The organism is Gordonia sp. DT101, assembly GCF_049844895.1.
Taxonomy (GTDB): domain Bacteria; phylum Actinomycetota; class Actinomycetes; order Mycobacteriales; family Mycobacteriaceae; genus Gordonia.
In genome coordinates this window covers 281898-304737 of sequence record NZ_JBNCLX010000004.1, presented here as the reverse complement: position 1 = coordinate 304737, position 22840 = coordinate 281898, and the positions used below count along the sequence as shown (strand labels likewise).

Below are 22840 nucleotides of genomic sequence, written 5' to 3'. Positions count from 1 at the left end.
GGGACAGAGGTCTCCGACGACGGGTGAGGTCCATCAGCGGCGCTGTCGGGTCAGGGTCAGTCCGGCGCCGCCGTCAGGTCGTACACCGTGGTGCCATCGACCGTCGTCGCGGTGTAGTTCTCCTGCACCCACGCGGCGATCTGGGCGGACGGTTGCGTCGTGTCCGAGCTGCCGAAACCGCGCCCACCCCCGATGAAGTAGTGGATCTTCTTCTCTGCCACCAGCTTCTGGAACTGCTCGAGGGTCGGCGACGGATCCGTGCCGTTGAACCCGCCGATCGGCATCACCGAGTGACCGGACTCGAGCTGATAACCCGACGCCTCGTTCGAGCCGACCGCCGCGGCCACCCAGGTGAACTGGTCGGCGTCGGTCCGCAGCATCGCGACGAGTTCTTCGCTCGGCTTCGAGCCGTTCAGCAGGCCGCCGGGTCCGCCCATGCCGCCGGGTCCGCCCTCGGCGCCCATGCCGCCGGGGCCCGCCATAGCGCCCGGCATGCCCATGCCGCCGCCTCCCGGCATCCCGCCGGGCCTGTTCGCCGCGCCACCGGGCATCATGCCCGGCGCACCCCCGCCGCCGGCCTGCATGCCGCCGCGCATCGCACCCCACCGATGGTGACCGCCCGGTCCACCGCCACCGGGACCGAATTCACCGCTGACGCGCGGGCCGGCCGAGATGATCGACCCCTCTTTGGGTGTCGACACCGTGTCGATCGTGTAGGCGACGGGGCCGGCGAGTGCCGCGGCGAGCGCGGTGATCACCGCCAGTGCCGACAGGTACGGCCGATGCGCGACCAGCATCGCGGCACCGCCGACGATGCCCACGATCAGCACCATCCAGCGCAACCACGGCACGAATTCGGGCGACCGAGCGAGCAGCGCGAAGCCCCAGATCGCCGCGATCCACACCGCGGCGGCGAGCACGACGCGCACCCAGAGCCGATCACGGGCCGACCAGCACACCGCGGCGCCGCCGGCCACCACCGCCGCGACCGCCGGTGCCAGCGCAGCGGTGTAGTAGCTGTGGAAGATACCCGCCATGAAGCTGAACACCATCATGGTGACCAGCAGCCACAGTCCCCACACGACGAGATAGGCGCGCCGCAGGTCGGTGCGGCGGGCCTTGCCGATCACGAACAGCGCGGCGATGGCCAGCACCAGGCCGGTCGGGATCAGCCACGCGATCTGACCGCCCTGGGCCGGCTCGAACATCCGGAGCCACCCCGTCTCACCCCACATGCCGCCGCCTCCGCCGGGACCACCACCCGGGCCGCCGCCGGGCGGCCCGCCCATCGCGCCCGCGTAGGCGTTCAGGCCGGCACCGGCGCCGTCTCCGCGCCCGCCGCCGGGGACGACACTGCCGGTCTCGTTGCCGCTGAGTCGCCCGAAACCGTTGTAACCGAAGGTGAGTTCGAGAATCGAATTGTTCTGCGAGCCACCGATCCACGGGCGCGACGACACCGGCCACAGTTCGACGGTGAGAATCCACCACCCGGCACTGACGATCATCGCGCCCAGCGCCGCGAAGAGATGCCCGAGGCGCTTCACCCAGGAGTGTTGTCCGAACGCGAGATACGTGATCGCCAGCGGCGGCACGATCAGCATCACCTGTAGTTGCTTGGTGAGGAAGCCGAACCCGATGAACACACCGGTCAGGATCATCCACCGGAGCCGGCCGTCCTCGACGGCCTTGAGAGTCGCCCAGACGGCCGCGACCATCAGCAGGATCAGCAATGCCTCCGGGTTGTCGAAGCGGAACATGAGCGCCGCGACAGGTGTGACCGCCAGCGTCGCACCGGCCAGGATGCCGGCCCAATGCCCGAAGTACTTCTTGGTGATGACGTAGAGAAGCGCGACCGACGCGACACCCATCAGGGCCTCGGGGATCAGGATCGACCACGAGTTGAGCCCGAAGATCCGCACCGAGATCCCCGGAATCCACAGTGCGGCGGGGGGTTTGTCGACGGTGATGGAGTTGGCCATGTCCGACGACCCGAAGAACCAGGCCTTCCAGGATTCGGATCCGGCCTGGATGGCCGCCGAGTAGAATGAGTTCGCCCAGCCGTTGGCCGACAGGTTCACGATGTAGAGCACCCCGGTGCCGACGAGCAGCAGCGCGAGCGAGACACGCTGCCACACATGGGCGTTCCGCCCGGACGCGGGAGCGTCGGGCGGAACGGAGGCGGATGCGGGACTGTCGACGACAGTACTCATTCGGCTGCCCCTTCGGCGATGGGTTTGGGGTTGGCTGCGGCCAGGTGTCCGCGGAAGACCCACCGTAGCCCGACGAAGCGGGTCATCGTGGCGACCAGGTTGGCGACCACGAGCACCACCAGTTCCAGATGCTTCGTGGATTCGGGGGCGAAGGCGTGGAGCGCGACCAGGGCTCCCGAGGTGACCAGCCAGCCGAACACGAAGACCCCGAGTCCGAACAACTGGTGCCGGACGGCGCCCTCCCGACCCTCTATGCCGAAGCTGAAGCGACGGTTGGCCGCGGTGTTGAGCACCGCGGTGACGGCCAACGCGACGAAGTTCGACACCTGCGCTCCCAGGAACGAGTGCAGCAACAGGTAGAGCACCGCGTAGGCGATGGTGGACGCGACGCCGATGACGCAGAACCGGGCCAACTGGCCGACCAGGCCGAACGGCACACCCTCGAGCTGCGGACCGGGAGCCCGGTCCCGTCCGATCGTGTCGCGCAGTTCGGCGATGGGCAACCGTCCGGTGGTCAGCGCATACCCGACGCGGGCGCAGCCCTTCAGGTCTGCGACGGCGGTCGACACGATGTCGACCGTGCTGTTCGGATCGTCGACCCAGTCGACCGGGACCTCGGCGATCCGCAGCCCGATCCGCTCGGCGAGCACCAGGAGCTCGGTGTCGAAGAACCAGCCGGTGTCCTCGACGTACGGCAGCACCTGCCGGGCGATCCCGGTGCGCATCGCCTTGAACCCGCACTGCGCGTCGGAGAACTTCGCACGCATCGTGGTCCGCAGGATCAGGTTGTAGGAACGGGAGATGAACTCGCGCTTCGGACCCCGGACCACCCGCGACGCCCGCGAGAGCCTCGTGCCGATGGCGATGTCGGAGTGCCCGGAGATGAGCGGCGCGATCAGGGGCATCAACGCATTGAGGTCGGTGGAGAGGTCGACGTCGCAGTAGGCGACGATCTCGGCATCGCTGGCCCGCCACACCGCGTTGAGGGCACGCCCGCGACCCTTCTGATCGAGATGCACCACGCGCACTCCGTCGATCTCGCCGGCGAGCTGAGCGGCGATCGCCAGCGTGGAGTCGGTGCTGGCGTTGTCGGCGACGGTGATGCGCGACGGGTAGGGCACATGGGTGCGGAGATGGTCGCGCAGGCGACGGACCGAACCGGCGATGTCGGCCTGTTCGTTGTAGACCGGCACGACGATGTCGAGGACGGGCGCCGGCGTCGAACTGTCGGCGACGATCGTCGACGGCGAGGCGGCCATCGGGAGGGCGTCTGTTGTCATGATCCAAGAATCGGGTGTCAAACTTCACCCACTCTGCGTCGACGCTGTCAGGTTCCTGTGAGCGATTTCGAGCCTGTGGACGACGACGTGCCGGTGTCACCGCGGCCCGATAGGTTGGCGTCATGTCCTCTTCATCCACATCGGCCGCCCTGTCCACCGAGCAGCGGGAGGCCGCCGACCGGGTGATCGAGAGTCTCGCCGGGCCCGGCGCGCACCTGCGCGACGACCAGCTGACGGCGGTGTCGGCGCTGGTGACTCCCGCCGCACGAGTCCTGGTGGTGCAGGCGACCGGCTGGGGGAAGTCGGCGGTCTACTGGTCTGCGACCGCGATCCGCCGAGAAGGTGGCGGCGGGCCGACCCTGATCGTGTCTCCGCTGCTCTCGTTGATGCGCGATCAGGTCAGCGCGGCCGAACGGGCCGGGCTGCGGGCCGCGACGTTGAACTCGTCGAACTTCGACGAGTGGTCGGCGGTCGAGGGTGAGCTTCGGTCGGGTGAGCTCGACGTCTTGCTCGTCTCGCCGGAACGGCTGGCCAATCCCGGGTTCGGACGGCGTGTGCTGGACGCGCTGGCCGGTCAGCTGGGCCTGCTGGTGATCGACGAGGCGCATGCGATCTCGGACTGGGGTCACGACTTCCGGCCCGACTATCGCCGGGTATCGGATGTGTTGCAGACGCTGAATCCGCAGACGCCGGTGCTCGCGACCACCGCGACCGCGAATGCGCGGGTGACCGAGGACGTGGCGGCGCAGCTGGGGGACGATACCCTCGTGCTACGCGGTTCGTTGGCGCGGAAATCACTGCACCTCAACGTGATCGACGACCTGTCGCCGATCGAACGATACGGCTGGGTGGCACAGTATCTGCCGAGCCTGCCCGGGTCGGGCATCGTCTACGTGCTCACGGTCGCGGATGCCGACCGGCTGGTGGATGCGATTCGTGCGGTACACGGCGCCGACTACCCGATCGCCGCCTACACCGGGCAACTGGACGGCGACAGTCGTCATCGACTCGAGGATGCCTTGCTGCGCAACGAGGTCAAGGCCCTGGTGGCGACGTCGGCACTGGGCATGGGCTACGACAAACCGGATCTCGGGTTCGTGGTGCACGTCGGTTCTCCGCCGTCACCGGTCTCTTACTACCAGCAGGTCGGTCGCGCCGGCCGTGCGCTCGACGACGCGGTGGTGATGCTGCTGGCCTCGCGGGCCGACGACGCGATCTGGGAGCATTTCGCCACCGCGACCATCCCGGACCCGGATCGGATGCAGGTTCTGCTCGACACACTGGGTGCCGCCGACGGCCCGGTGTCGGTGCCGCAGCTGGAATCTTCGACCGGATTCCGCAGGGGCCGAGTCGAATTGATGTTGAAGCAGCTCGCCGTCGACGGTGCGACCGAACGCGGTCCCGACGGCTGGGAGTCGACCGGCAGGCCCTGGACCTACGACCAGGAGCACTACGACGGGGTGTTGGCCGTCCGGCGCCGCGAGGCCGACATCATGCGCGCCTACGTGGCGGGCCGCGAATGCCTCATGCAGCTGTTGACGTCGTCGCTCGACGATCCGGCCGCAGAACCGTGTGGTCGCTGCTCGGTGTGTCGCGGCAAGCTCACCGAGCCGTTGTCGTCGGAGGTGTCACCGGAACTCGTCCGCACGATCACCGGGTCGCTCCGCCGATCCGCGCTGACCCTGGAACCGCGAAAGATGTGGCCGGGCGGCGCATTCGGGACCCGCGGCCGCATTCCCGCCGGCCTTGCCGCCGAGCCTGGACGCGTCCTGGCGCACGCCGACGCCCCGGAATGGACCGATCTGCTCGCCGCCGCTCGGCGCGGTGATGGGCAGGCGCTGACAGATCTCGGTGATGCCGCCGTGGCCACGTTGTCGTCGTGGGTGCGCGAGAGCGGTATCCGGCCGGACGTCATCGCGTCCCTGCGGCTGACCGGGACCGTGCTCGCCGACAAGGTCGCCGATCACCTCTGCGAGGTCGGGCGACGACCTCGGCTGACCGTCCCGGTGAGGTCAGGCGACGGCGCCGGGAGCGCAGCGAGCGGGCCGAATCAACACGGCGCCGGGAGCGCAGCGAGCGGGCCGAATCAACACGGCGCCGGGAGCGCAGCGAGCGGGCCGAATCAACACGGCCCGGGCCGCGACGCGACCGGAGCCACCGAAGCGGTGTACTGGCGTGATCATCTCGGCGAGATGCCCGACGTCACAGGTCAGAACGTATTGCTGGTCGTCGACGAGACGTCGTCGGGGTGGCCGATCACCCTCGCGGCCGCGGCGCTGCGCGAGGCAGGCGCCGACACCGTCCTCCCGCTGCTCATCCATCGCACGGTGTAGCCCGAGGACGTAGCAACAATCCGCGGTGGGCGCGGATTGTTGCTACAAATCGGGGAGGTCAGGCGTCGGCGACGTACTCGCCGTAGCCGGTGTCACGCAGGGCGGTGCGGATCTTCTCGGCGACGGCATCGAGTTCGGCCGGGTCGGGATCCTTCTCCGCGTTGCCGAGGTCAAAGGCGTCCATGCTCTCGAGCGGGAAGACGTGGAGGTGCACATGCGGGACCTCGAGCCCGGCGATCATCGTGCCGACCCTCGACACCCCGAACGCCTGCTTGACCGCGCGACCGATCTTCTGCGAGACGTCGGCGAGGTGCGCGTAGGACGCGGTGTCCATCTGCTCCCAGTGATCGACCTCCTTGCGGGGCACGACGAGCACGTGCCCCGGGGTCACCGGGTTGATGGTGAGGAATGCGACGGCCTGACCGTCCTGCCACACGAACCGTCCGGGCAGTTCTCCGTTGATGATCATGCTGAAGACCGATGCCATGGCAGTCAGTGTAGGTGCTGACATGACACCGCCCGACGTGTTGTCGCGGTGGCTGTCGGGGGTCCATGACATTCTTTTCGTGTGAGTCGCCCAGAGTTCACCAGGACCGTCGTGTCGACGGACGTCGTCGCGATGGCCCAGCGATTTCCGCGGTTGCGGTACATGGGTTCCAAGTACCGGCTCCTCCCCCACCTCGAACGGACCTTCGCCGAGATCGGCGGTACCACGGCGGTCGATGCGTTCTCCGGGTCCGGCGTGGTGTCGTATCTGCTCAAGCGACAGGGTTTCCAGGTCATCAGCAACGATTTCCTGAACTTCCCGCACATCATCACCAGGGCGACGGTCGCCAACTCGAGCGTGCACCTCGAACCCGACCTCGTCGAGGAGATCTGCGGGCCGCCCGCCGACGACCGGGACTTCATCCAGACCACCTTCGACGGTCTGTACTTCACCGCCGAGGACCGCGCCTTCCTGGACTCGGCGTGGTCGCACATCGACCGGCTGCGCGGATATCGGCGCGACCTCGCCATCTCCGCACTCGTGTTGTCGGCCGCACGCAAGCAGCCGCGCGGGGTGTTCACCTTCACCGATTCGTCCCGGTACGCCGATGGACGCCGTGACCTACGGATGTCGCTGCGCGACCACTTCCGGCTGCGCGCGGTGGACGAGTACAACTCCACCGTGTTCAGCAACGGGCAGTCGAACCGCAGCGTCAGCGGCGACATCTTCGATCTCGACATCAGCGGCCTGGGTACTGCTCCCGATCTCGTCTACCTCGACCCGCCCTACGCGCCGCCCACCGACGACAACGACTACATCAAGCGCTATCACTTCCTGGAGGGGCTCAGCGCATACTGGCGCGGTATGACGATCATGGAACACACCAAGACCAAGAAGCTGACCAAGCGCTACACGCCGTTCGCCTACAAGCACACCATCGAGGACGCGCTGGTCCGGACCTTCGAGCACTTCGAGGCGTCGGGCGCGATCGTGTTGTCGTACTCGTCCAACGCGCTGCCCGGCGCCGATCGGATCGTCGACCTGCTCGGCAAGGTCAAACCGTCGGTGGAGGTGGTGGCCATCGATCACAAGTACAGCTTCGGCACGCACGTCGCCGCGACTCGGCGCGACGTGAGCGAGTACCTGTTCATCGGGCGGGACTGAACGACAGATGTGCTCAGCACGATGAGTGACGCCGGATCATTCGACGAATATCTGAAGACGCTGGGCCGGTTGACCTCTCATGTCGACCCGACCGCGTCGACACCGGAGGCGGAACGCATCATCCAGGCCACCGGCACTCTGGGCGACATGCTCGACACCGATGTCGCGGGGCTGGCGGCCTGGGTACGTGACCACCCCGCGGACGTCCCGGTGCTCGGCCTGGCAGTCGGGCTCTCGCAGGAGAAGTTGAAGAACGTGCTGCGCGACCGCTTCGGCACCACCGGCTGGCACGGCGTCGCGCGCTCCCAGCCGGTCGATCTGATCACCTGGCTGGACACCGAATTCGATCTGGTGCGGATGCTCCGGACCCAGCTGGAACGCACCTACACCTTCGCCGACATCCTGGTGGCACGCGCCGGTAGTCGGGTGACCGCCACCCGGGCGGGGGCGTCGGGGCGCCACATCGAAGACGAGATCGAGGCCATCGCACACGATCTCGGCCTCGACTACGTCACCCGATCCCGGTTCACCGGGCGCAATGGTCGCACCGCGCCGGCGGATCTGATCATCGGCGACCCCGAGACAGCCGACATCGTCGTCGCAGCAAAGGGTTTCGATTCGACGGGCAGCAAACTCACCGATGCCGTCCGTGAGATCGAGGAGATGGCCGAGGTGCGTCTACCGAAACAACTGGTGCTCGCGGTGATCGACGGCATCGGCTGGAAGTCACGCCAATCCGATCTCCGCCGTATTCATCAACTGTGGGCGGATCGTCAGATCGACGGGATGTACACGCTGGTCAGCCTCGACCGCTTCCGCGACGACGTCCGCGAGTTCGCGGCTCTGCGACGCCTGATCTGACGCAGCCGCGACGGTTCCCGACATCCGCGACGGGTTTTCGGGGTCGCGGATGTCGGGAACCGTCGCGGCTGCCAGGTCAGGTCACTCCCCGTAGAGCCGCGCGACGTCCGGTGAATCGAGCCAGCCCGCGTATGTCGGTGTGGTCGGCCATCCGTCGGGCATGTCCTGCCATTCCTCGCGACGACCTCGCGGCAGGGTGTCGATCAACGGGAACGTATGCGAAAGCTGTTCCACTCCGCGGCCCGACGTGTGCCAGGTGCGGTAGACGGTATCACCCTGGCGCAAAAAGACATTGAGACCGAATCCCTCACCGGGAGCGGCGTCGACGTCGGTGCCGAACGCGCTCTCGGCCGACGAGTACCACTCCATCGCGTTGCCGACTCTCGCCTTGTACGCCAACGCCTCGTCGATCGGCCCGTTGGTGACGATCACGAACCGGGCGTCGTAGTTGTCGAGGAAGTCGAGCCGGGTGAACTGCGCGGTGAAGCTCGTGCAACCGCCGCATTGGAACTCGGCGCCGTTCGACCACATGTGGTTGTAGACGATGAGCTGGGACCGGCCGGCGAAGATGTCGACCAGCCGGGTCTGCCCCTCCGGCCCGGTCAGCGTGTAGTCCGGCATCTCGACCATGGGCAGTCGTCGGCGCTGAGCGGCGATGGCGTCGAGTTCGCGGGTGGCGGCCTTCTCCCGGACTCGCAGGTCGGACAGCGCATCGCGCCAGGTTTGGTCATCGACCACGGGTGGCAGGGCATCAGACATGGGGAGTTCCTTTCGTCCTCTCCCCATACTGACCGCCCCGGCGCCGGGTAATCATCGGTTCGGCTGGGTTCCCGGCGGGTTCCCGCTGCGTTCCGGCTCAGCCGGCCAGTCGCGGGAGCCGCACCCAGAAGGTCGAGCCCTCCCCTGGTGTCGAGTCCACCCCGACCGTGCCCTGATGAGCGTCGACCAGCGCCGCCACGATCGAGAGCCCCAGGCCGCTACCGCCGCCGCCGTCCCCTCGGTGACGAGACGTGTCGCCGCGGTAGAAGCGCTCGAAGACGTGTGAGGCCTCCTCGGGAGTGAGCCCCTGCCCCGTGTCGGTGACGGTGAGCAGCACGTCGTCACGGCCGTTGGTCTGGTCGACCCCGACGCCGATGGTGATCGACGCCTCGGCAGGCGTGTGGGCGATCGCATTGTTGATCAGATTCCGCAGCACCTGCAGCAGACGCGGCGAGTCACCCGAGACCACCGGCGGTTCCGCCGCGTCCCCGACCTCGATGCGGATCGCTCGTTGCGGCGCAGCCGCTTTCGCGCTGTGGACCGCATCGGCGGCCAGGGTCAGCAGGTCGACCGGCTGATGAGAGATCGGCCGGTGTGCATCGAGACGGGCGAGCATCAGCAGGTCTTCGACGAGCAGGCCCATCCGGCCGGCCTCCGCGTCGATGCGTCCCATCGCGTCGGTCGCATCGGGGACACCTCCCTGCTTGTACAGCTCGGCGAAACCCTTGATCGAGGTGAGCGGCGTACGCAGCTCATGGCTGGCGTCGGCGATGAACCGCCGCATCTTCTCCTCGGAGGCGCGTGCCTGCTGCTCGGACGCCGCGGTCCGCGCGAAGGCCCGCTGGATCTGACCGAGCATCGCGTTCAGCGAACCGGACAGACTCCCGACCTCGGTGTTGGGCGGCGCGGGCGGCACCCGCATGTTCAGATTGCCGGCCGCAATCGCGTGAGCGGTCTCCTCGACGCGACGCAGCGGCCGCAGACTGGACCGCACCAGCAGATAGCTCAGCACCCCGATGGCCACCACGACGATGGCCCCGATCGCGAGTTGCAACCACATCAGGCGCGACAACGTGGCGTGCACGTCTCCGAGCGGGGTCGCGACGACGGATTCGCCGAACGGCGTCGAGGCCTTGACCACCCGCCAGTCGGGGCCGTCACCGTCGGCCGACCCGACGGTGGTCGGCCCGGTGTTCCCCGGCGGGAGACCGTCGATGTCCGGCTCGTCCGAGAAGTCGTTGTTGACGATCGTGTCGCCGCTACCGATGGTGATCATCGAGTAGTACTGCGACGGTGGGCGCCGGGGACCGGGCGGCATCCCCTGCGTTGGGGCGCTCGCCGGGTCGCGTGGGCGCGCCCAGGTCTGGACGGCGTTCGTGAGCCCGTCGTCGGTGCGGGAGAGCAGATCCTGCTTCATCGCCGAGGTCACCGCGAGGCCCGAAGCGAGCAGCCCCAGCACGACCAGCACGAGAGTCAGCCCGACCAGGGACAACCGCAGTGGTATGCCCCTCTTGGGCGTGTGACCTGTGTCCGGCGCCGGCGGCGCAGGCCGTCGGTCGGAAGGTGCGGTGGTGGGTGGGCTGGTCACCCGCGGGGCTCGCGCATCACGTAGCCCACACCCCGCAGGGTGTGGATGAGCCGCTTGTCGCCGGTGTCGAGCTTGCGCCGCAGGTAGGACACATACGATTCGACCACATTGACCTCGCCGCCGAAGTCGTAGTTCCACACGTGGTCGAGAATGCGTGGCTTGGACAGGACGGTGCCCGCGTTCACCATGAAATACCGGAGCAACGTGAATTCGGTCGGCGAGAGCGACACTAGTTCGCCTGCCTTCCACACCTCATGGGTCTCGTCGTCGAGCTCGATGTCGGCGAAGGTGATCCGCGCCGACTCTTTGGCCTGCTCGTCGAATCCGCTGCGTCGCAACAGCACCTGCAGACGCGCGACCACCTCTTCGAGGGAGAACGGCTTGGTGACGTAGTCGTCGCCGCCGATGGTCAGTCCGTTGATCTTGTCCTCGATCGAGTCGCGCGCCGAGAGGAACAGCGCCGGGGCGGCGACACCGTCGGCGCGCAGACGGCGGAGCAGACCGAAGCCGTCCATGCCGGGCATCATGACGTCGAGGATCAGCACATCGGGCTTGAAGGTGCGGCAGCGGTCGATCGCCGCGGGGCCGTTCTCTGCGGTCGAGACCTCGTAGCCCTGGAACTTGAGGGAGACCGACAGCAGTTCGCGAATGTTCTCCTCGTCGTCGACGACGAGCACCTTGGCGCCCTGACCGGCTCCCTGACCCTTCACAGCTTCGCTCATGGAATCACCTTCTCCCACCAGGCTGCCATGAGTCTGGATCATTGCTGTGAGATTTCTGTGAGTGCCGACCTGCGGTGATGGTTGCTGCCGGCGAAAAATCGGTTGCTGTCGGCGAGAAACGGGTTGCTGTCGGCGGAAAACCGGTTGCCGTCGGCGAGAAACGGGTTGCTGTCGGCGGTCAGGCGCGCATGAACGGGGCGGGATATCCGGGTGAGGGGCGTACCTCGCCGAGCCACGCCTCCAATTGCGCCGCCCGTTCCGCCAGGGCGCGTGTCGCGGCCCGCGGCAATTTCTCGAGCGGGTGGATCTCGATCCGGCCGTCGTCCTTGTGTTGTCGCCAACCGCCCACGATCCGGCCGTCCCACCACGCGGTCTGACCGCCGTTGCCGTTGCTGTCGAAGACGTGCCCGACATGCGGCCCCAGATAGAAGTCGCGCTGTTTCCAGCCCATCGTCGTCGGGTCGAGTTCGGGCAGAAGAAAAGCTGCCGGTTCGGCCGGGTCATCGACGGATCCGTCGCCGGGCACGTCGTCGACGAGGACGTAGCCGACGTTCCCGTCGTCGAGGTCGACCTCGACGACGGCGAGCGCGGCAAGGGCCGTACGCACCGCGCGCTTCGTCGAGCCCAGCCACCAGACGAGGTCGGTCTCGGTGCCCGGCCCGAACGAACGCAGCCAGCGTTCGATCATCGCGCGGTGCCCGTCCTCGACCGTCACGCCCGGCAACGGCTCACCGAGCCACGTGCTCATCGACGACCACGACGGCCTCGAAAGATGCCAGCCGGCGGAATTGGGCCCGCGCACGATGTCGCCGGCCGCGCTCATCATGTTGAGCACCCTCGGTCCCATCGGGGCTCGCGCCTCCCACTTGGTGCCGACGCCGTGGACCACGTAACCGTCGAGGGCCGGCAGACGTTCGCGGAGCTGCGTGGAGGTGCGCAGCGAGCCGTCGGCGAGATCGTCGCGAACGGCGGCGCGTGCGGTGTCGATCCATCGGTCCGGATCGTCGAAGCCGGGACTGCGCCGGAGATCGCGCAGCATGTTGGTGCGCTCCGAGGCCGTGACTCGCGGACCCACCGCCCCGACGGCGTCGGCGAGGACCGGTCGGGTGAACACGAACAGGGTGCGGCGCATCGCGAGCTGCTTGATCAGGCTGCGGTCCCGATACAGGGCGGCGTCCATCTGGTCCGGCCGGAATCCCGCGATACGGGCCCAGGCCGAGAGATAGACGGTCGAGGGAGTGGTCGCGTGATAGCCGACAAGGGAGTCCGCGAGTTCGGCCACCGATGAGGCGTGGTCTCCGGCGGCGAGACGATGCCGGTGGACCAGCCGGGCGCGCCGTTGCACGTCACTGATCGCGGGACGAGCGCCCATCAGGCTGGCAGTGCGGCGATCGCCTCGATCTCGACCACCTGTCCGTCGTAGGGCAGGACGGTGGCGCCCAACATCATCGCCGGTGGGACCGCGTCGCCGAACTGCTCGACGACCGCGTCCCAGGCGACCATGAGATCAGCCTGCAACTGCTCCGCGACGTAGATGGTCAGCTTGGCGACGTCCGACATCGATGCGCCCTGCTCGGTGAGGACCACCGCCAGGTTCTGCAGGCACTTCCGTGTCTGACCGACGACGTCACCCGGGGCGTCCACGGCACCGTCGGTGGTGAGTGGACTGATCCCGGCGGTGAACAGCAGCGGACCGGGCGCGACGGTCGCGCTGTAGGCGAAACCCCCGTCGTGCAGAGCGGACGAACCGTTCAGGCGAACTCGCGACATGGGCCGATCCTACGTCGGCGATCCGACGGCCCCGAGAGACGTCGAGCCCCGCCGGATCTGTCCGGCAGGGCTCGAAGTCGTCGACCGTCTGGAGGCCGGTGGTCAGTACTTGGGGAAGAAGGACAGCGCCAGTTCGCCTGCCGGGGCCAGCTTCGGATTGGTGGCGACCGCGCGGTCGATCCCCAGCTTGATGTTGTCGAGGGTCGGCGCGGCATTCTCGACCGTCGGCTCGACCTTCGGCAGCGGTGCCGCGTTCGCGGGTGCCGCGGCAAACGCGAGCGCACCCGCCATCGCCGCTCCGGCGATGCTCGCGCCGATCACCCGCCGTGTGACCCGAGCCGAACGCCGCCGTGACCCCTTGTTGATATTCCGGTCCATGTCGTCGACCGCCTTTCCCCCGCACCACGCGGAAGTCGTGATGAATGTCTGCAGTGCTCCAATGTATGCGGTCGGCGACGGTCGGCACGCGTCGACATGGTCAATTCACAACATCCGTCGCCACGACGCACCTAATCGTCGTCACGAACGCACATCTCCGATTCGACAGCTGCGATGCGCATGGTCAGTTCCCAGCGCCCGCGTCCCGCTATACGGTGAGACACATGACATTTCAGGGTCAGGTGGCGCTGGTCACCGGAGCGACGAGCGGCATCGGGCGGGCGACGGCGATGCTGCTCGCGGCGCGCGGGGCCCGGGTCGTGGTGACCGGTCGAGGCGTCCGGCGGGGCCGGTCGGTGGTCGACGCGATCCGCGACGATGGCGGAACGGCCGACTTCGCGGCTGCCGACCTCTCGGATGCGGCTGGTTGTCAGGCCCTCGCCGAGCAGGCGATCGCGACCGCGGGCCGGGTGGACATCCTGATCAACAATGCCGCCGTCGGACCACTGGGACCGACGACGTCCATCACCGAGGACGTGTTCGACGCGTGCTTCGCCACCAACGTCAAGGCCCCGTTCTACCTCGTCGGCGCCCTCGCACCGGCGATGGCCGAACGCGGCGACGGCGTCATCGTCAACGTGAGCACCATGGTCGCGTCGTTCGGCAGCGCCGGCAGCGCGGTCTACGGGTCCAGCAAGGCCGCCCTCAACCTGTTGACCAAGTCGTGGGCGGCCGAATTCGGCCCCCGAGGTGTACGGGTCAACGCGGTGGCACCCGGTCCCACCCTCACCGAGGGAACCGTCGAGGTCTGGGGCGAGGCCGGACTCGAGAAACTCGCGCGCACCGCACCGGCCCGTCGGGTGGCCGCACCCGACGACATCGCCGAGACCATCTGCTACCTGGCCGGTCCGGCGGCGGCTCTCATCCATGGCGCCGTGGTACCCGTCGACGGCGGGCGAACGGCAGTCTGACCGCCGACCGCCCTAGCGAAAGCTGAGCACCTCGTCGCCCCAGGCGCGGCGGATCTCGGCGTCGAGGTCGTCGACGACGCGGTCGGTCTCGTCGATGACGAGTGTCGACCTGGTGTGTTCGTCGAACGCGGGCCAGGCCGGCGCCGCACCGGTACCCGGATCGCCGTGATGGGCGAACGACGTCCATCGGCTCTGCATGCGCGCCGAGATCTCCTCCCCGGTCTTGCGGCCGCCGAGTTTGAACGTGATGTCGGCCGGACCCAACACCAGGTTGCCCCACACATAGGGCAGTTCGGTTGCGTGCGTCGCCCCCACCCGGAGTGCCCGGAGCATCCGCGTCGCCCAGTCGAATCGATACAGGAAGACCGGCGCGTGGCGGCTGTGCGACTCGGCGAGCCAGAGGGTCGGCATCCGGAAGGCGATGTCGCGCGCGACCCCGAGGCCGGCGACCTTGGGACGCATCCCGGAGTAGGCCGAGGTGATCTGTGCACGTTCCGGCAACGCGATCTCCGGGTACTCGGTCATCATCGCCGCGAACATGCGCTCGATGTCGGCGGGCGTGATCGGCATCAACGGCGATTTCATCCACTTGAACGCGGACGCCTCGTCCTTGTTGGTGCCGATCAGCAGGGGAACCGACAAGGACTCACCCGCCCGGAACACGTCCATCGGGTGACGAGGTACCAGATCGCTGTCGATGACCGGCGCGAACGCGATGGTGCCGGGGTTGTCGAGGGGAACGGCCGTGAAAGCCGCCATGGTGGCCGACGTGATGCGGTCGACGCCGACGGTGTCCAACTCGGTGGCGTCATCCGATCCGATACCGATCGCGTCGAGGAATCGCTGTGCGATGCCGGCCGAACGCTCGTGGTCGTACATCGAGGTGGCCGGCGAGCTCTCCGCGATCGCCTTGTGGAACAGGCCGTCGGCGGCTGGCATCGTCAGCAGCGTGGTGACCAGACCGGCGCCGGCCGACTCCCCGAACACGGTGACGTTGTCGGGATCACCGCCGAAGCCTGCGATGTTGTCGCGGACCCAGCTCATCGCGAGCAGGACGTCGCTGAGCGCGGCGTTCGACTCGAAGCGCGGGTCGGCGTCGGGATGGTTGAGCGAGGTCAGATCGGCGAAGCCGAGCGCACCGATCCGGTAGTTGAGGGTGACCACCACAACGTCACCTCCCGATACGAGGTCGGTTGCGTCGTAGAGCGCTTGACTGCCACTCCCGAACACATACGCACCGCCGTGCAGCCAGACCATCACCGGGAACCGGGCCGCGTCGGCTGCTGCGCCGCTCGGCGACCAGACGTCGAGGAACAGACAGTCCTCGTCCATCCGGACGTCCTTGCGGAGCAGGATCGCCGGATTCCGTTCCTGCGGACAGACGGCGCCGAACGCATCCGCATCGACGACGCCGTCGTGGGGCTCCGGCGGACGCGCACGACGCCATCGGAGATCACCGAGCGGCGGTGCTGCGTACCGGATGCCCTTCCAGACATCGACCGCAGGGCCCGCGGTCCCGCGGACAGGCCCGTGGCCGGTGGGGACGACTGGTCTTTCCGCTGTCGGCATCCGTCCATGGTGTCCCCATTCGGGGCACGCTGCTCCCGGGACCGCACGGAACTTCGCCCACGAGACCGCCGGACGTCCGAGACACGTCCTATTGTCGGGGTGTGCCGCTCACCGATGTGGTCCCGCTGCCCGGCGGTACGTTCCGGATGGGCTCGGACCACGACCACCCCGAGAAGCCCATCGATCCCGCCGACTTCCCGGGAGCCGATCCGGCCGAACCGGTACCCGGATCACCGGCCTTCACCCCGACAACGGTCCCGGTGGACCTGGGCGACCGGCGGCCGTATCGGCCGACCGCGAGGTCGGCCCAATCCGACGATTCCGCGCCCTCGCACATGGGGTTTCGGTGCGTGATCTGATATCTGCGATCCGCGATACATGAGTCTCGTCACAACCGGGAACGAGACCGCTCGCGGGAAGCGTTTTCCTTCGGGCTCGGCGCCGGGAAATCCGATGGAGCCCCCTGTCAGGATTGAACTGACGACCGCTCGCTTACAAGGCGAGTGCTCTACCACTGAGCTAAGGAGGCCTGCGTGCGCGAGTATATCGGCCGCGCGTTGGGGTACCTGAACCCCATCCACCTCGTCGGTGACCGTCAGGCCACCATCGACACCATCGAGCCCGGCAGCATCATGGTGTCGCCGCGCAAGCCGATCGACCGCTTCGACGTCGCCGCCATCACCGAGGTTCTCGATCTGGCGACGAAGATCGGGGCGGTACTGCTGGATTCGGGCACCGCCGCGACGGACACGCAGCACCAGATCGAATTCGTCGCAGGCGTCTACGGCCTCGAGGACGTCGACGTGGACGTCACCTACAACACCATCGTGGTGAGTGCGCGGCGCGGAGCCACCCTGCCGCCCATCACGACGATGGAGCAGGTCTACTACCGCTCGATGGACTTCACCCGACTCGCCGAGATCGACCGGCTCGTGCGACGCATCCGCGACATGGCCCTCACGCCGTCGACGGCGCACCGGATGGTCGACGAGATCATCACCGCGCCGCACCCCTATCCGCACTGGGTCGCCACCTCGGCGTGGGGCGTGATGGCCGGCGGCATCTCCGTGTTGCTGGGTGGCGGAATGCTGGGCGCCCTCCTCGCCTTCGTCAGCACCGTCGCGGTGATCCTCGTGAATCGCCGGCTCAACCGGATCGGTACCCCGGTGTTCTTCCAGCAGTTCACCGGAGGTGTGATCGCGGTGGTGCCGGCTGCGATCACCTTCGGTCTCTCCGAGCGCTTCAATTTCGACTTGAGTCCGTCGTTCGTCATCGCGGCCGGCATCGTGGTGCTGCTCTCCGGTCTGTCGCTCGTCGGTTCCGTGCAGGACGCGATCACCGGCGCGCCGATCACCGGTGTCGCCCGATTCTTCGAACTCCTCCTCATGACCGGGGGACTGATCGCAGGCGTTGGTATCGCGATCCAGTTGTTCGAGCATGTGGGCATCTACCTCCCGACGATCACCCCGGGCACCACGTTCCCCGCCGTCGAGCTCCCGTCCCGCATCTTCGCCGGGGCCGTCGCCGCACTGGCGTACGCGCTGGCCAGCTACGCCGAGAAGCGAGCTCTGCCCGTGGCGTTCGTGGGTGGCGCCATCGGCGCGGCCGTGGTCGCGGTGGCGACGTTCACCTCGATCGGCGACGTCGTCGCGAACGGCATCGCGGCCGCACTCGTCGGCTTCCTCGGTGGCCTGATGGCCCGCCGGGCCCTCACCCCGCCGCTGGTCGTCGCGGTGGCGGGTATCACGCCGCTGCTGCCGGGTCTGGCGGTCTATCGCGGTCTGTACGGCATCCTCAACGAACAGACCGTCGACGGATTCACATGGATCACCAGTGCACTCGCGATCGGTTGTGCTCTGGCCGCGGGCGTCACCCTCGGCGAGTTCATCGCACGTTCGCTGCGCCGACCCCAACTGGCGGTCCGGCCGGCCTGGATGGCGATGCTCCGACGCAACCGGGTGCACGGACGCTTCCCGGTGGGTGACCGACGTCGCCAGGTCATCGCCCAGCGACCACGACCGAGCAGGTAGAATCGGGTGTCGCGCCCACCACACCAGGCGCGGCGCCGCCAGCCACCGCTGGACACACGATTGCGAAGCAAGAGGAACACATGCCTGCGAAGACAACCGACATCCCCGACGACGAGTTGGAGCCGGTGGCCGACGAGACCGCCACCTCGGCGCGCCGCGTCGTCGCCGCCTACGCGACCGACGCCGACGAATGCCGGATGCTCCTGTCCATGTTGGGGATCGCGCCGGGCGAGAACGCCTAGCGGGATGGCGGAGTCCGGGCGCGTTTCGAACGGCGGGACCACCGCCGAACAACCCAAGGGAGACGCAGAGTTCGTCGTCGTCGCGAACCGTCTCCCGGTCGACAAAGAAGTGCTGCCCGACGGCACCGCCAACTGGAAACGCAGCCCCGGCGGCCTGGTCACCGCGCTGGAGCCGATCCTGCGTGCGCAGACCGGGGCGTGGGTGGGCTGGTCCGGCATCGCCGACTCCGACGACAACCCGGACATCGAGGGCGTCGAGATCCATGCGGTCCCGTTGTCGACACACGAGATCGCCGAGTATTACGAGGGATTCTCCAACGCGACCCTGTGGCCGCTCTATCACGACGTGATCGTCAAGCCCGAGTACCACCGCGAATGGTGGAACACCTATGTCGAGGTGAATCGCCGGTTCGCCGAGAAGACCGCCGCCGCGGCCGCCGAGGGCGCGATCGTGTGGATCCAGGACTACCAGCTGCAGCTGGTCCCCAAGATGCTGCGGATGCTGCGGCCCGATCTCAAGATCGGATTCTTCCTCCACATCCCGTTTCCGCCGGTCGAACTGTTCATGCAACTCCCGTGGCGGACGGAGATCGTGGAAGGCCTGCTCGGCGCGGATCTCATCGGGTTCCATCTGCCCGGCGGCGCACAGAACTTCCTCTTCCTCGCCCGCCGGCTGGCCGGACAGGCCACCAGCAAGGGCTCGGTGGGCGTGCGATCCCGCTTCGGCGTGGTCCAGGTCGGATTCCGCACGGTGCGGGTGGGCGCCTTCCCCATCTCCATCGACTCGGGCGAGCTCGACGCCAATTCCCGCTCCAAGCAGATCCGTAAGCGGGCGGTGGAGATCCGCGAGGAACTCGGTAATCCGAAGACGATCATGCTCGGCGTCGACCGGCTCGACTACACCAAGGGCATCGATGTGCGGCTCAAGGCCCTGTCGGAACTCCTGGCGGAGAAGCGGATCGATCCCGAGCAGACCGTCATGGTGCAGCTGGCCACGCCGAGCCGAGAACGCGTCGACAGCTACGTCCGGATGCGCGCAGGCATCGAGCAGCTCGTCGGAAACATCAACGGCGTGTACGGCAACGTCGGCCGTCCGGTGGTCCAGTACCTGCACCGCCCGGTCCCCCGCGACGAACTGATCGCCTTCTTCGTCGCCGCCGACGTCATGTTGGTGACCCCGCTCCGCGACGGTATGAACCTGGTCGCCAAGGAGTACGTGGCCTGCCGCAGTGATCTCGGAGGCGCGCTGGTGCTCAGCGAATTCACCGGCGCCGCATCCGAATTGCGGAGCGCATATCAAGCGAACCCGTACGATCTCGACGGCGTCAAGGACGCGATCGTCGCCGCTGTCGAGCAGACCCAGAACGAGGGCAGACGGCGGATGCGCGCACTTCGTCGTCAGGTCCTCACCCACAACGTGACGAAGTGGGCGGAGAGCTTCCTGGGCACCCTGTCCTCATTGTCGGAGACGGCCGCCGACGCCAACCGCGGCGTCCACCTCGTCGACGGCGGTGCCGAATCGTCCGGCCGGGACGAATGAGCGCGACCGGAATCCCGGCCGACCTACGTGAGGCGTTGCTGAGTGCCGCGCAGTCGCGTCGTCTGCTGGTGGCATCCGACTACGACGGGTGCGTCTCACCGCTGGTCTCCCGGCCCGAGGACGCCGTCCCCGATCCGGCGTCCGTCGCGGCGATCGAGGCGGCGGGCAGTCTGCCGGACACCGCGGCGGCCGTCATCTCCGGGCGTGCGCTGTCGGTGCTCGCGGAGTTGTCGGGGCTCACGGCGCCGGTGATCCTGGTGGGTAGCCACGGCAGCGAGTTCGAGTCCGGATTCGCGTCGGAGATCACCGACGAGCGTCGCGCTCTCCTCGCCCGCATCATCGACGAATTACGTTCCATCGCGGGCGATTACCCCGGAGCGATGGTGGAGACCAAGCCTGCGAGCGCGGTCATCCACGTACGCAACGCGACCCCTGCCGACGCCGAGACCGCGCTGCGGCGCACCCTCTCGGCCCCTGCCACGTGGCCCGGCGTCGAGGTCACCGAGGGCAAGGCCGTCGTCGAACTCGCCGTCATCGAGACCAGCAAGGGCCACGCCCTCGACGTTCTGCGCGATCGCTTCGACGCCGATGTGGTGATCTACCTCGGAGACGACGTCACCGACGAGAAGGCATTCGCACATCTGCGCACCGCCGACGGCGATGTGAGCATCAAGGTCGGCGCCGGCGAGACCGCGGCCTCCCATCGGATCGAGGACACCGACGACGTGGCGACCGTGCTCGAGTTCATCACCGGCCGTCGCCGGGAATGGTTGACCGACAAGGCCTGACGATCCGCGGAACGCCCACCGGGCGCAGACCAGCGCCGATCGGGCACAGTCCAGCGCCGATCGGGCGCAGATTCGCGGCGAGTGTGCACTGGAGAATATGTCAGCGCACAGTCGGCGAGATTCTGCGCACAGTCAGCCCTGAGCCGCGCCCGATCGACGCAGGAGTGCGCCCGATCGACGGGATTCTGCGCCCGATCGGCGAGACGCCGGTCAGAAGGATGCCACCGGGGCGTCGACGAGCGGGTCATGCGCATGTTGCCGCTCGGCGGTCTCCCGGATCACCCGGTGCACAAAGCCGAGTTTGCGGACCACCGGCTGCGGGATGTCGAACGGGTAGAGCGGCCGACGGCCCATCGCGGCGTTGACCCGATTGAACATCGTGGACAACCACTTCCAGTCGTAGAGCAGGCGCTCGATGGGTTCGTCGGCGTACGAGGCAAGCGGGACGATGTCGTGGTCCATGGTGAAGCGGACCTGATCACTCTCCAGCATGAGCCCGGATTCCCGTGCGGTGTCGATGGTTCCGGTGATGTGCAGGTAATGGGCGAAGCACTCGGCGAAGTCTTCCCACGGATGCATTGTGGCGTACTCGGAGATGAACGAATCCTGCCAGTTGCGCGGTGGGCCGGACGTGTAGTGGCGGGTGATCGCGTCGGCGTAACTGGTTCGTTCGTCACCGAAGATCTCACGCGCCTTGTCGAGGTATTCGGTTGCACCGTCACCGGTTTCGACCAGGATGTGCTCGTAGTAGTGCCCGACCTCGTGCCGGAAGTGACCGAGCATGGTCCGATACTGCTCACCGAGGTCCACCCGCAGCCGTTCGCGGTAGGCATCCATCGACTCCGCGAGGTCGATGGTGATCACCCCGTTGGCGTGGCCGATCATCACCTGGCGTCCCGTGGTCAGACTCGACAGCAGGTCGAAGGCCAGGCCGCCGTCGGAGCGCCAGAACGGTTCCACCGGCAGCCCGAGGTCGACGAGTTGATAGATCAGCATCCGCATGTCCCGAGCGGTCGGGTTCAGCTTCTCGAGCGCGATCGTGTCGTCGGTCTCGGGGTGGCGACGCACCAGTGAACCGGGAAAGCAGCGGCCCCGCAGTCCGATCGAGGTCTCGTCGACCTCGGCCAGGGTCATCCAGTTGCAGCCGGTGCCGGACCAGTTCGAACAACGGACCCACCGCTTGCCGTCGATCTCGACACCGTCTTCGGAAGCCACCACCAGGGAACGCGAGGGCAGGTGGAGCCCCACCGTGGTACCGCATCCCGGGCATTCTTGGTTGACGAAACCCGAGAGCGCGTTGCAGATCGGGCACGTGAGTGCATGCATGGCGTCAGCCTATGCGGATACGCTGCTCTCCGGTGTCCACCGGCAGATCCCCCCGCACCGTCGCGGTGACCTTGTAGTAGTTGAGGTTGATCGTCCCGCGGTGATTGTCGAGAAAGGCGGTGTCGGCGGCGTCACGGCCGGTGGAGATCCGCACCAGGCTCTGCCGGGGCGCGAGACGGGTGGCATCCACGACGACCCATTCGTCGTCGATGATGGCCTCGGCCACCGCGTGGAAGTCCATCGGGTCACAACCCGGCGCGTAGACGGCGACCAGACGCGCCGGGATGTTGAGCGCCCGGAGCAGCGCGACGACGAGGTGCGCATAGTCGCGGCAGACGCCCGCACCGGCGAGCAGTGTGTCCGCGGCGCCGTCGATCGGGTCGCTCGCACCGGGTATGTAGTTCAACCGATTCTGGACGAACTGGGTCACCTGGTTGAGGAGCTCATCGGGTGGCAGGCTCGCGTCGAACTGTCCGGCGGCGAATCCGAAGAACTTGTCGCACTCCGCATACCGACTGGGCCGCAGATAGATCGAACGGTCCGTCACGCCGACCGGGATCGGGTCGGCCGGAGTCGTGACCGACGCCGAGTACTCGATGGCCACCAGGCCGGATTCGATCTGCAGGCGGTGGATGCGGCTGCCGTGCTCCCCGACGATCTCTTCGGGCTGGACCGGATTTCCGTCGATCGTGACCGTCAACGATTCGGTCATCGACAGTCCGGGGAGCCGGGCGACCGCTATCTGCATCTCCAGCTCGGTGGCGGCGGAGACATATACCTCGAGGGACGCCGCGACGTCACGTGGGGATGTGGTCATGGCAC

At 67.6% G+C, this 22840-nt stretch carries 21 protein-coding genes and 1 tRNA gene; 9 read left to right on the top strand and 13 right to left on the bottom strand.

What is annotated here, in order from left to right:
* Window positions 1–56: 56 nt before the first annotated feature.
* Both ACLQ3I_RS16235 and ACLQ3I_RS16230 read right to left on the bottom strand, forming a co-directional pair.
* Entirely contained in the window at window positions 57–2210 is a 2154-nt protein-coding gene (locus ACLQ3I_RS16235) for a glycosyltransferase family 39 protein (RefSeq protein ID WP_425803210.1), read from the bottom strand.
* The gene (locus ACLQ3I_RS16230) at window positions 2207–3490 is read right to left on the bottom strand and encodes a glycosyltransferase (protein ID WP_425803208.1); all 1284 of its coding nucleotides are present in this window, start codon (window positions 3488–3490) and stop codon (window positions 2207–2209) included. Before ACLQ3I_RS16230 ends, ACLQ3I_RS16235 begins: the two co-directional genes overlap by 4 nt.
* A gap of 122 nt (window positions 3491–3612) precedes the next feature.
* Here ACLQ3I_RS16230 and ACLQ3I_RS16225 point away from each other — a divergent pair, with 122 nt between their 5' ends.
* Window positions 3613–5823, top strand: a complete 2211-nt coding sequence (locus ACLQ3I_RS16225; RefSeq protein ID WP_425803206.1) for a DEAD/DEAH box helicase — start codon at window positions 3613–3615, stop codon at window positions 5821–5823.
* 58 nt (window positions 5824–5881) lie between these two features.
* Here the strand turns inward: ACLQ3I_RS16225 and ACLQ3I_RS16220 are convergent, their stop codons facing one another.
* Window positions 5882–6310, bottom strand: a complete 429-nt coding sequence (locus tag ACLQ3I_RS16220) for an HIT family protein (protein WP_425789962.1) — start codon at window positions 6308–6310, stop codon at window positions 5882–5884.
* 132 nt (window positions 6311–6442) lie between these two features.
* On the opposite strand from ACLQ3I_RS16220, the gene ACLQ3I_RS16215 reads away from it, so the two are divergent.
* Both ACLQ3I_RS16215 and ACLQ3I_RS16210 read left to right on the top strand, forming a co-directional pair.
* Entirely contained in the window at window positions 6443–7474 is a 1032-nt protein-coding gene (locus ACLQ3I_RS16215; RefSeq protein ID WP_425790507.1) for a DNA adenine methylase, read from the top strand.
* A gap of 21 nt (window positions 7475–7495) precedes the next feature.
* Window positions 7496–8335 (top strand): hypothetical protein, encoded by an 840-nt coding sequence (locus ACLQ3I_RS16210; RefSeq protein ID WP_425789964.1) that lies wholly within the window; start codon window positions 7496–7498, stop codon window positions 8333–8335.
* A gap of 81 nt (window positions 8336–8416) precedes the next feature.
* Here the strand turns inward: ACLQ3I_RS16210 and ACLQ3I_RS16205 are convergent, their stop codons facing one another.
* From ACLQ3I_RS16205 to ACLQ3I_RS16180, 6 genes are all read right to left on the bottom strand, one after another.
* Entirely contained in the window at window positions 8417–9094 is a 678-nt protein-coding gene (locus ACLQ3I_RS16205; RefSeq protein WP_425789966.1) for a DUF899 domain-containing protein, read from the bottom strand.
* A 97-nt stretch (window positions 9095–9191) separates the two neighbouring features.
* Window positions 9192–10682: a sensor histidine kinase gene (locus ACLQ3I_RS16200; RefSeq protein WP_425789968.1), complete on the bottom strand. Its 1491-nt coding sequence runs from the start codon at window positions 10680–10682 to the stop codon at window positions 9192–9194.
* On the bottom strand, window positions 10679–11404 hold the full coding sequence (locus ACLQ3I_RS16195) for a response regulator transcription factor (RefSeq protein ID WP_425789970.1): 726 nt from the start codon (window positions 11402–11404) through the stop codon (window positions 10679–10681). The genes ACLQ3I_RS16200 and ACLQ3I_RS16195 overlap by 4 nt, the downstream gene beginning before the upstream one ends.
* Before the next feature lie 178 nt (window positions 11405–11582).
* Window positions 11583–12776, bottom strand: coding sequence for a winged helix DNA-binding domain-containing protein (locus ACLQ3I_RS16190; protein WP_425803204.1), 1194 nt, complete (start codon window positions 12774–12776; stop codon window positions 11583–11585).
* Window positions 12776–13174: a RidA family protein gene (locus tag ACLQ3I_RS16185; protein ID WP_425803201.1), complete on the bottom strand. Its 399-nt coding sequence runs from the start codon at window positions 13172–13174 to the stop codon at window positions 12776–12778. Before ACLQ3I_RS16185 ends, ACLQ3I_RS16190 begins: the two co-directional genes overlap by 1 nt.
* Before the next feature lie 102 nt (window positions 13175–13276).
* Entirely contained in the window at window positions 13277–13552 is a 276-nt protein-coding gene (locus ACLQ3I_RS16180) for a hypothetical protein (RefSeq protein ID WP_425789975.1), read from the bottom strand.
* Between the two features lie 224 nt (window positions 13553–13776).
* On the opposite strand from ACLQ3I_RS16180, the gene ACLQ3I_RS16175 reads away from it, so the two are divergent.
* The gene (locus tag ACLQ3I_RS16175; RefSeq protein ID WP_425803198.1) at window positions 13777–14523 is read left to right on the top strand and encodes an SDR family NAD(P)-dependent oxidoreductase; all 747 of its coding nucleotides are present in this window, start codon (window positions 13777–13779) and stop codon (window positions 14521–14523) included.
* Between the two features lie 12 nt (window positions 14524–14535).
* Here ACLQ3I_RS16175 and ACLQ3I_RS16170 read toward each other — a convergent pair whose 3' ends face one another.
* Window positions 14536–16092, bottom strand: coding sequence for a carboxylesterase/lipase family protein (locus ACLQ3I_RS16170; RefSeq protein WP_425803195.1), 1557 nt, complete (start codon window positions 16090–16092; stop codon window positions 14536–14538).
* Window positions 16093–16193: 101 nt separating this feature from the next.
* On the opposite strand from ACLQ3I_RS16170, the gene ACLQ3I_RS16165 reads away from it, so the two are divergent.
* A complete protein-coding gene (locus ACLQ3I_RS16165) occupies window positions 16194–16451 on the top strand; it encodes a hypothetical protein (protein WP_425803192.1) in 258 nt (85 codons plus the stop codon).
* Between the two features lie 95 nt (window positions 16452–16546).
* Here the strand turns inward: ACLQ3I_RS16165 and ACLQ3I_RS16160 are convergent.
* Window positions 16547–16621 (bottom strand) — tRNA-Thr (locus ACLQ3I_RS16160).
* Window positions 16622–16625: 4 nt separating this feature from the next.
* Between ACLQ3I_RS16160 and ACLQ3I_RS16155 the strand changes: the two genes are divergently transcribed.
* The 4 genes from ACLQ3I_RS16155 (at window position 16626) to otsB (ending at window position 20692) form a co-directional block, all read left to right on the top strand.
* Window positions 16626–18122, top strand: coding sequence for a threonine/serine ThrE exporter family protein (locus tag ACLQ3I_RS16155; RefSeq protein WP_425789983.1), 1497 nt, complete (start codon window positions 16626–16628; stop codon window positions 18120–18122).
* 80 nt (window positions 18123–18202) lie between these two features.
* Window positions 18203–18364 (top strand): hypothetical protein, encoded by a 162-nt coding sequence (locus tag ACLQ3I_RS16150; RefSeq protein ID WP_425789985.1) that lies wholly within the window; start codon window positions 18203–18205, stop codon window positions 18362–18364.
* 4 nt (window positions 18365–18368) lie between these two features.
* The gene (locus ACLQ3I_RS16145) at window positions 18369–19904 is read left to right on the top strand and encodes an alpha,alpha-trehalose-phosphate synthase (UDP-forming) (protein ID WP_425789986.1); all 1536 of its coding nucleotides are present in this window, start codon (window positions 18369–18371) and stop codon (window positions 19902–19904) included.
* Window positions 19901–20692, top strand: a complete 792-nt coding sequence (gene otsB, locus ACLQ3I_RS16140; protein ID WP_425803189.1) for a trehalose-phosphatase — start codon at window positions 19901–19903, stop codon at window positions 20690–20692. The genes ACLQ3I_RS16145 and otsB overlap by 4 nt, the downstream gene beginning before the upstream one ends.
* Window positions 20693–20902: 210 nt before the next feature.
* Here otsB and ACLQ3I_RS16135 read toward each other — a convergent pair whose 3' ends face one another.
* Both ACLQ3I_RS16135 and ACLQ3I_RS16130 read right to left on the bottom strand, forming a co-directional pair.
* Window positions 20903–22018: a zinc-binding metallopeptidase family protein gene (locus tag ACLQ3I_RS16135; RefSeq protein ID WP_425789990.1), complete on the bottom strand. Its 1116-nt coding sequence runs from the start codon at window positions 22016–22018 to the stop codon at window positions 20903–20905.
* Between the two features lie 4 nt (window positions 22019–22022).
* Window positions 22023–22835, bottom strand: a complete 813-nt coding sequence (locus ACLQ3I_RS16130; protein ID WP_425803187.1) for a transglutaminase-like domain-containing protein — start codon at window positions 22833–22835, stop codon at window positions 22023–22025.
* Between the last annotated feature and the right edge of the window lie 5 nt (window positions 22836–22840).

What these genes read in the sequence shown, in the direction of transcription:
- ACLQ3I_RS16235 (WP_425803210.1), bottom strand. Translation starts at nt 2,210, where the DNA reads ATGAGTACTGTCGTCGACAGTCCCGCATCCGCCTCCGTTCCGCCCGAC.
- ACLQ3I_RS16230 (WP_425803208.1), bottom strand. Translation starts at nt 3,490, where the DNA reads ATGACAACAGACGCCCTCCCGATGGCCGCCTCGCCGTCGACGATCGTC.
- ACLQ3I_RS16225 (WP_425803206.1), top strand. Translation starts at nt 3,613, where the DNA reads ATGTCCTCTTCATCCACATCGGCCGCCCTGTCCACCGAGCAGCGGGAG.
- ACLQ3I_RS16220 (WP_425789962.1), bottom strand. Translation starts at nt 6,310, where the DNA reads ATGGCATCGGTCTTCAGCATGATCATCAACGGAGAACTGCCCGGACGG.
- ACLQ3I_RS16215 (WP_425790507.1), top strand. Translation starts at nt 6,443, where the DNA reads ATGGCCCAGCGATTTCCGCGGTTGCGGTACATGGGTTCCAAGTACCGG.
- ACLQ3I_RS16210 (WP_425789964.1), top strand. Translation starts at nt 7,496, where the DNA reads ATGAGTGACGCCGGATCATTCGACGAATATCTGAAGACGCTGGGCCGG.
- ACLQ3I_RS16205 (WP_425789966.1), bottom strand. Translation starts at nt 9,094, where the DNA reads ATGTCTGATGCCCTGCCACCCGTGGTCGATGACCAAACCTGGCGCGAT.
- ACLQ3I_RS16195 (WP_425789970.1), bottom strand. Translation starts at nt 11,404, where the DNA reads ATGAGCGAAGCTGTGAAGGGTCAGGGAGCCGGTCAGGGCGCCAAGGTG.
- ACLQ3I_RS16190 (WP_425803204.1), bottom strand. Translation starts at nt 12,776, where the DNA reads ATGGGCGCTCGTCCCGCGATCAGTGACGTGCAACGGCGCGCCCGGCTG.
- ACLQ3I_RS16185 (WP_425803201.1), bottom strand. Translation starts at nt 13,174, where the DNA reads ATGTCGCGAGTTCGCCTGAACGGTTCGTCCGCTCTGCACGACGGGGGT.
- ACLQ3I_RS16180 (WP_425789975.1), bottom strand. Translation starts at nt 13,552, where the DNA reads ATGGACCGGAATATCAACAAGGGGTCACGGCGGCGTTCGGCTCGGGTC.
- ACLQ3I_RS16175 (WP_425803198.1), top strand. Translation starts at nt 13,777, where the DNA reads ATGACATTTCAGGGTCAGGTGGCGCTGGTCACCGGAGCGACGAGCGGC.
- ACLQ3I_RS16170 (WP_425803195.1), bottom strand. Translation starts at nt 16,092, where the DNA reads ATGCCGACAGCGGAAAGACCAGTCGTCCCCACCGGCCACGGGCCTGTC.
- ACLQ3I_RS16150 (WP_425789985.1), top strand. Translation starts at nt 18,203, where the DNA reads ATGCCTGCGAAGACAACCGACATCCCCGACGACGAGTTGGAGCCGGTG.
- ACLQ3I_RS16145 (WP_425789986.1), top strand. Translation starts at nt 18,369, where the DNA reads ATGGCGGAGTCCGGGCGCGTTTCGAACGGCGGGACCACCGCCGAACAA.
- otsB (WP_425803189.1), top strand. Translation starts at nt 19,901, where the DNA reads ATGAGCGCGACCGGAATCCCGGCCGACCTACGTGAGGCGTTGCTGAGT.
- ACLQ3I_RS16135 (WP_425789990.1), bottom strand. Translation starts at nt 22,018, where the DNA reads ATGCATGCACTCACGTGCCCGATCTGCAACGCGCTCTCGGGTTTCGTC.
- ACLQ3I_RS16130 (WP_425803187.1), bottom strand. Translation starts at nt 22,835, where the DNA reads ATGACCACATCCCCACGTGACGTCGCGGCGTCCCTCGAGGTATATGTC.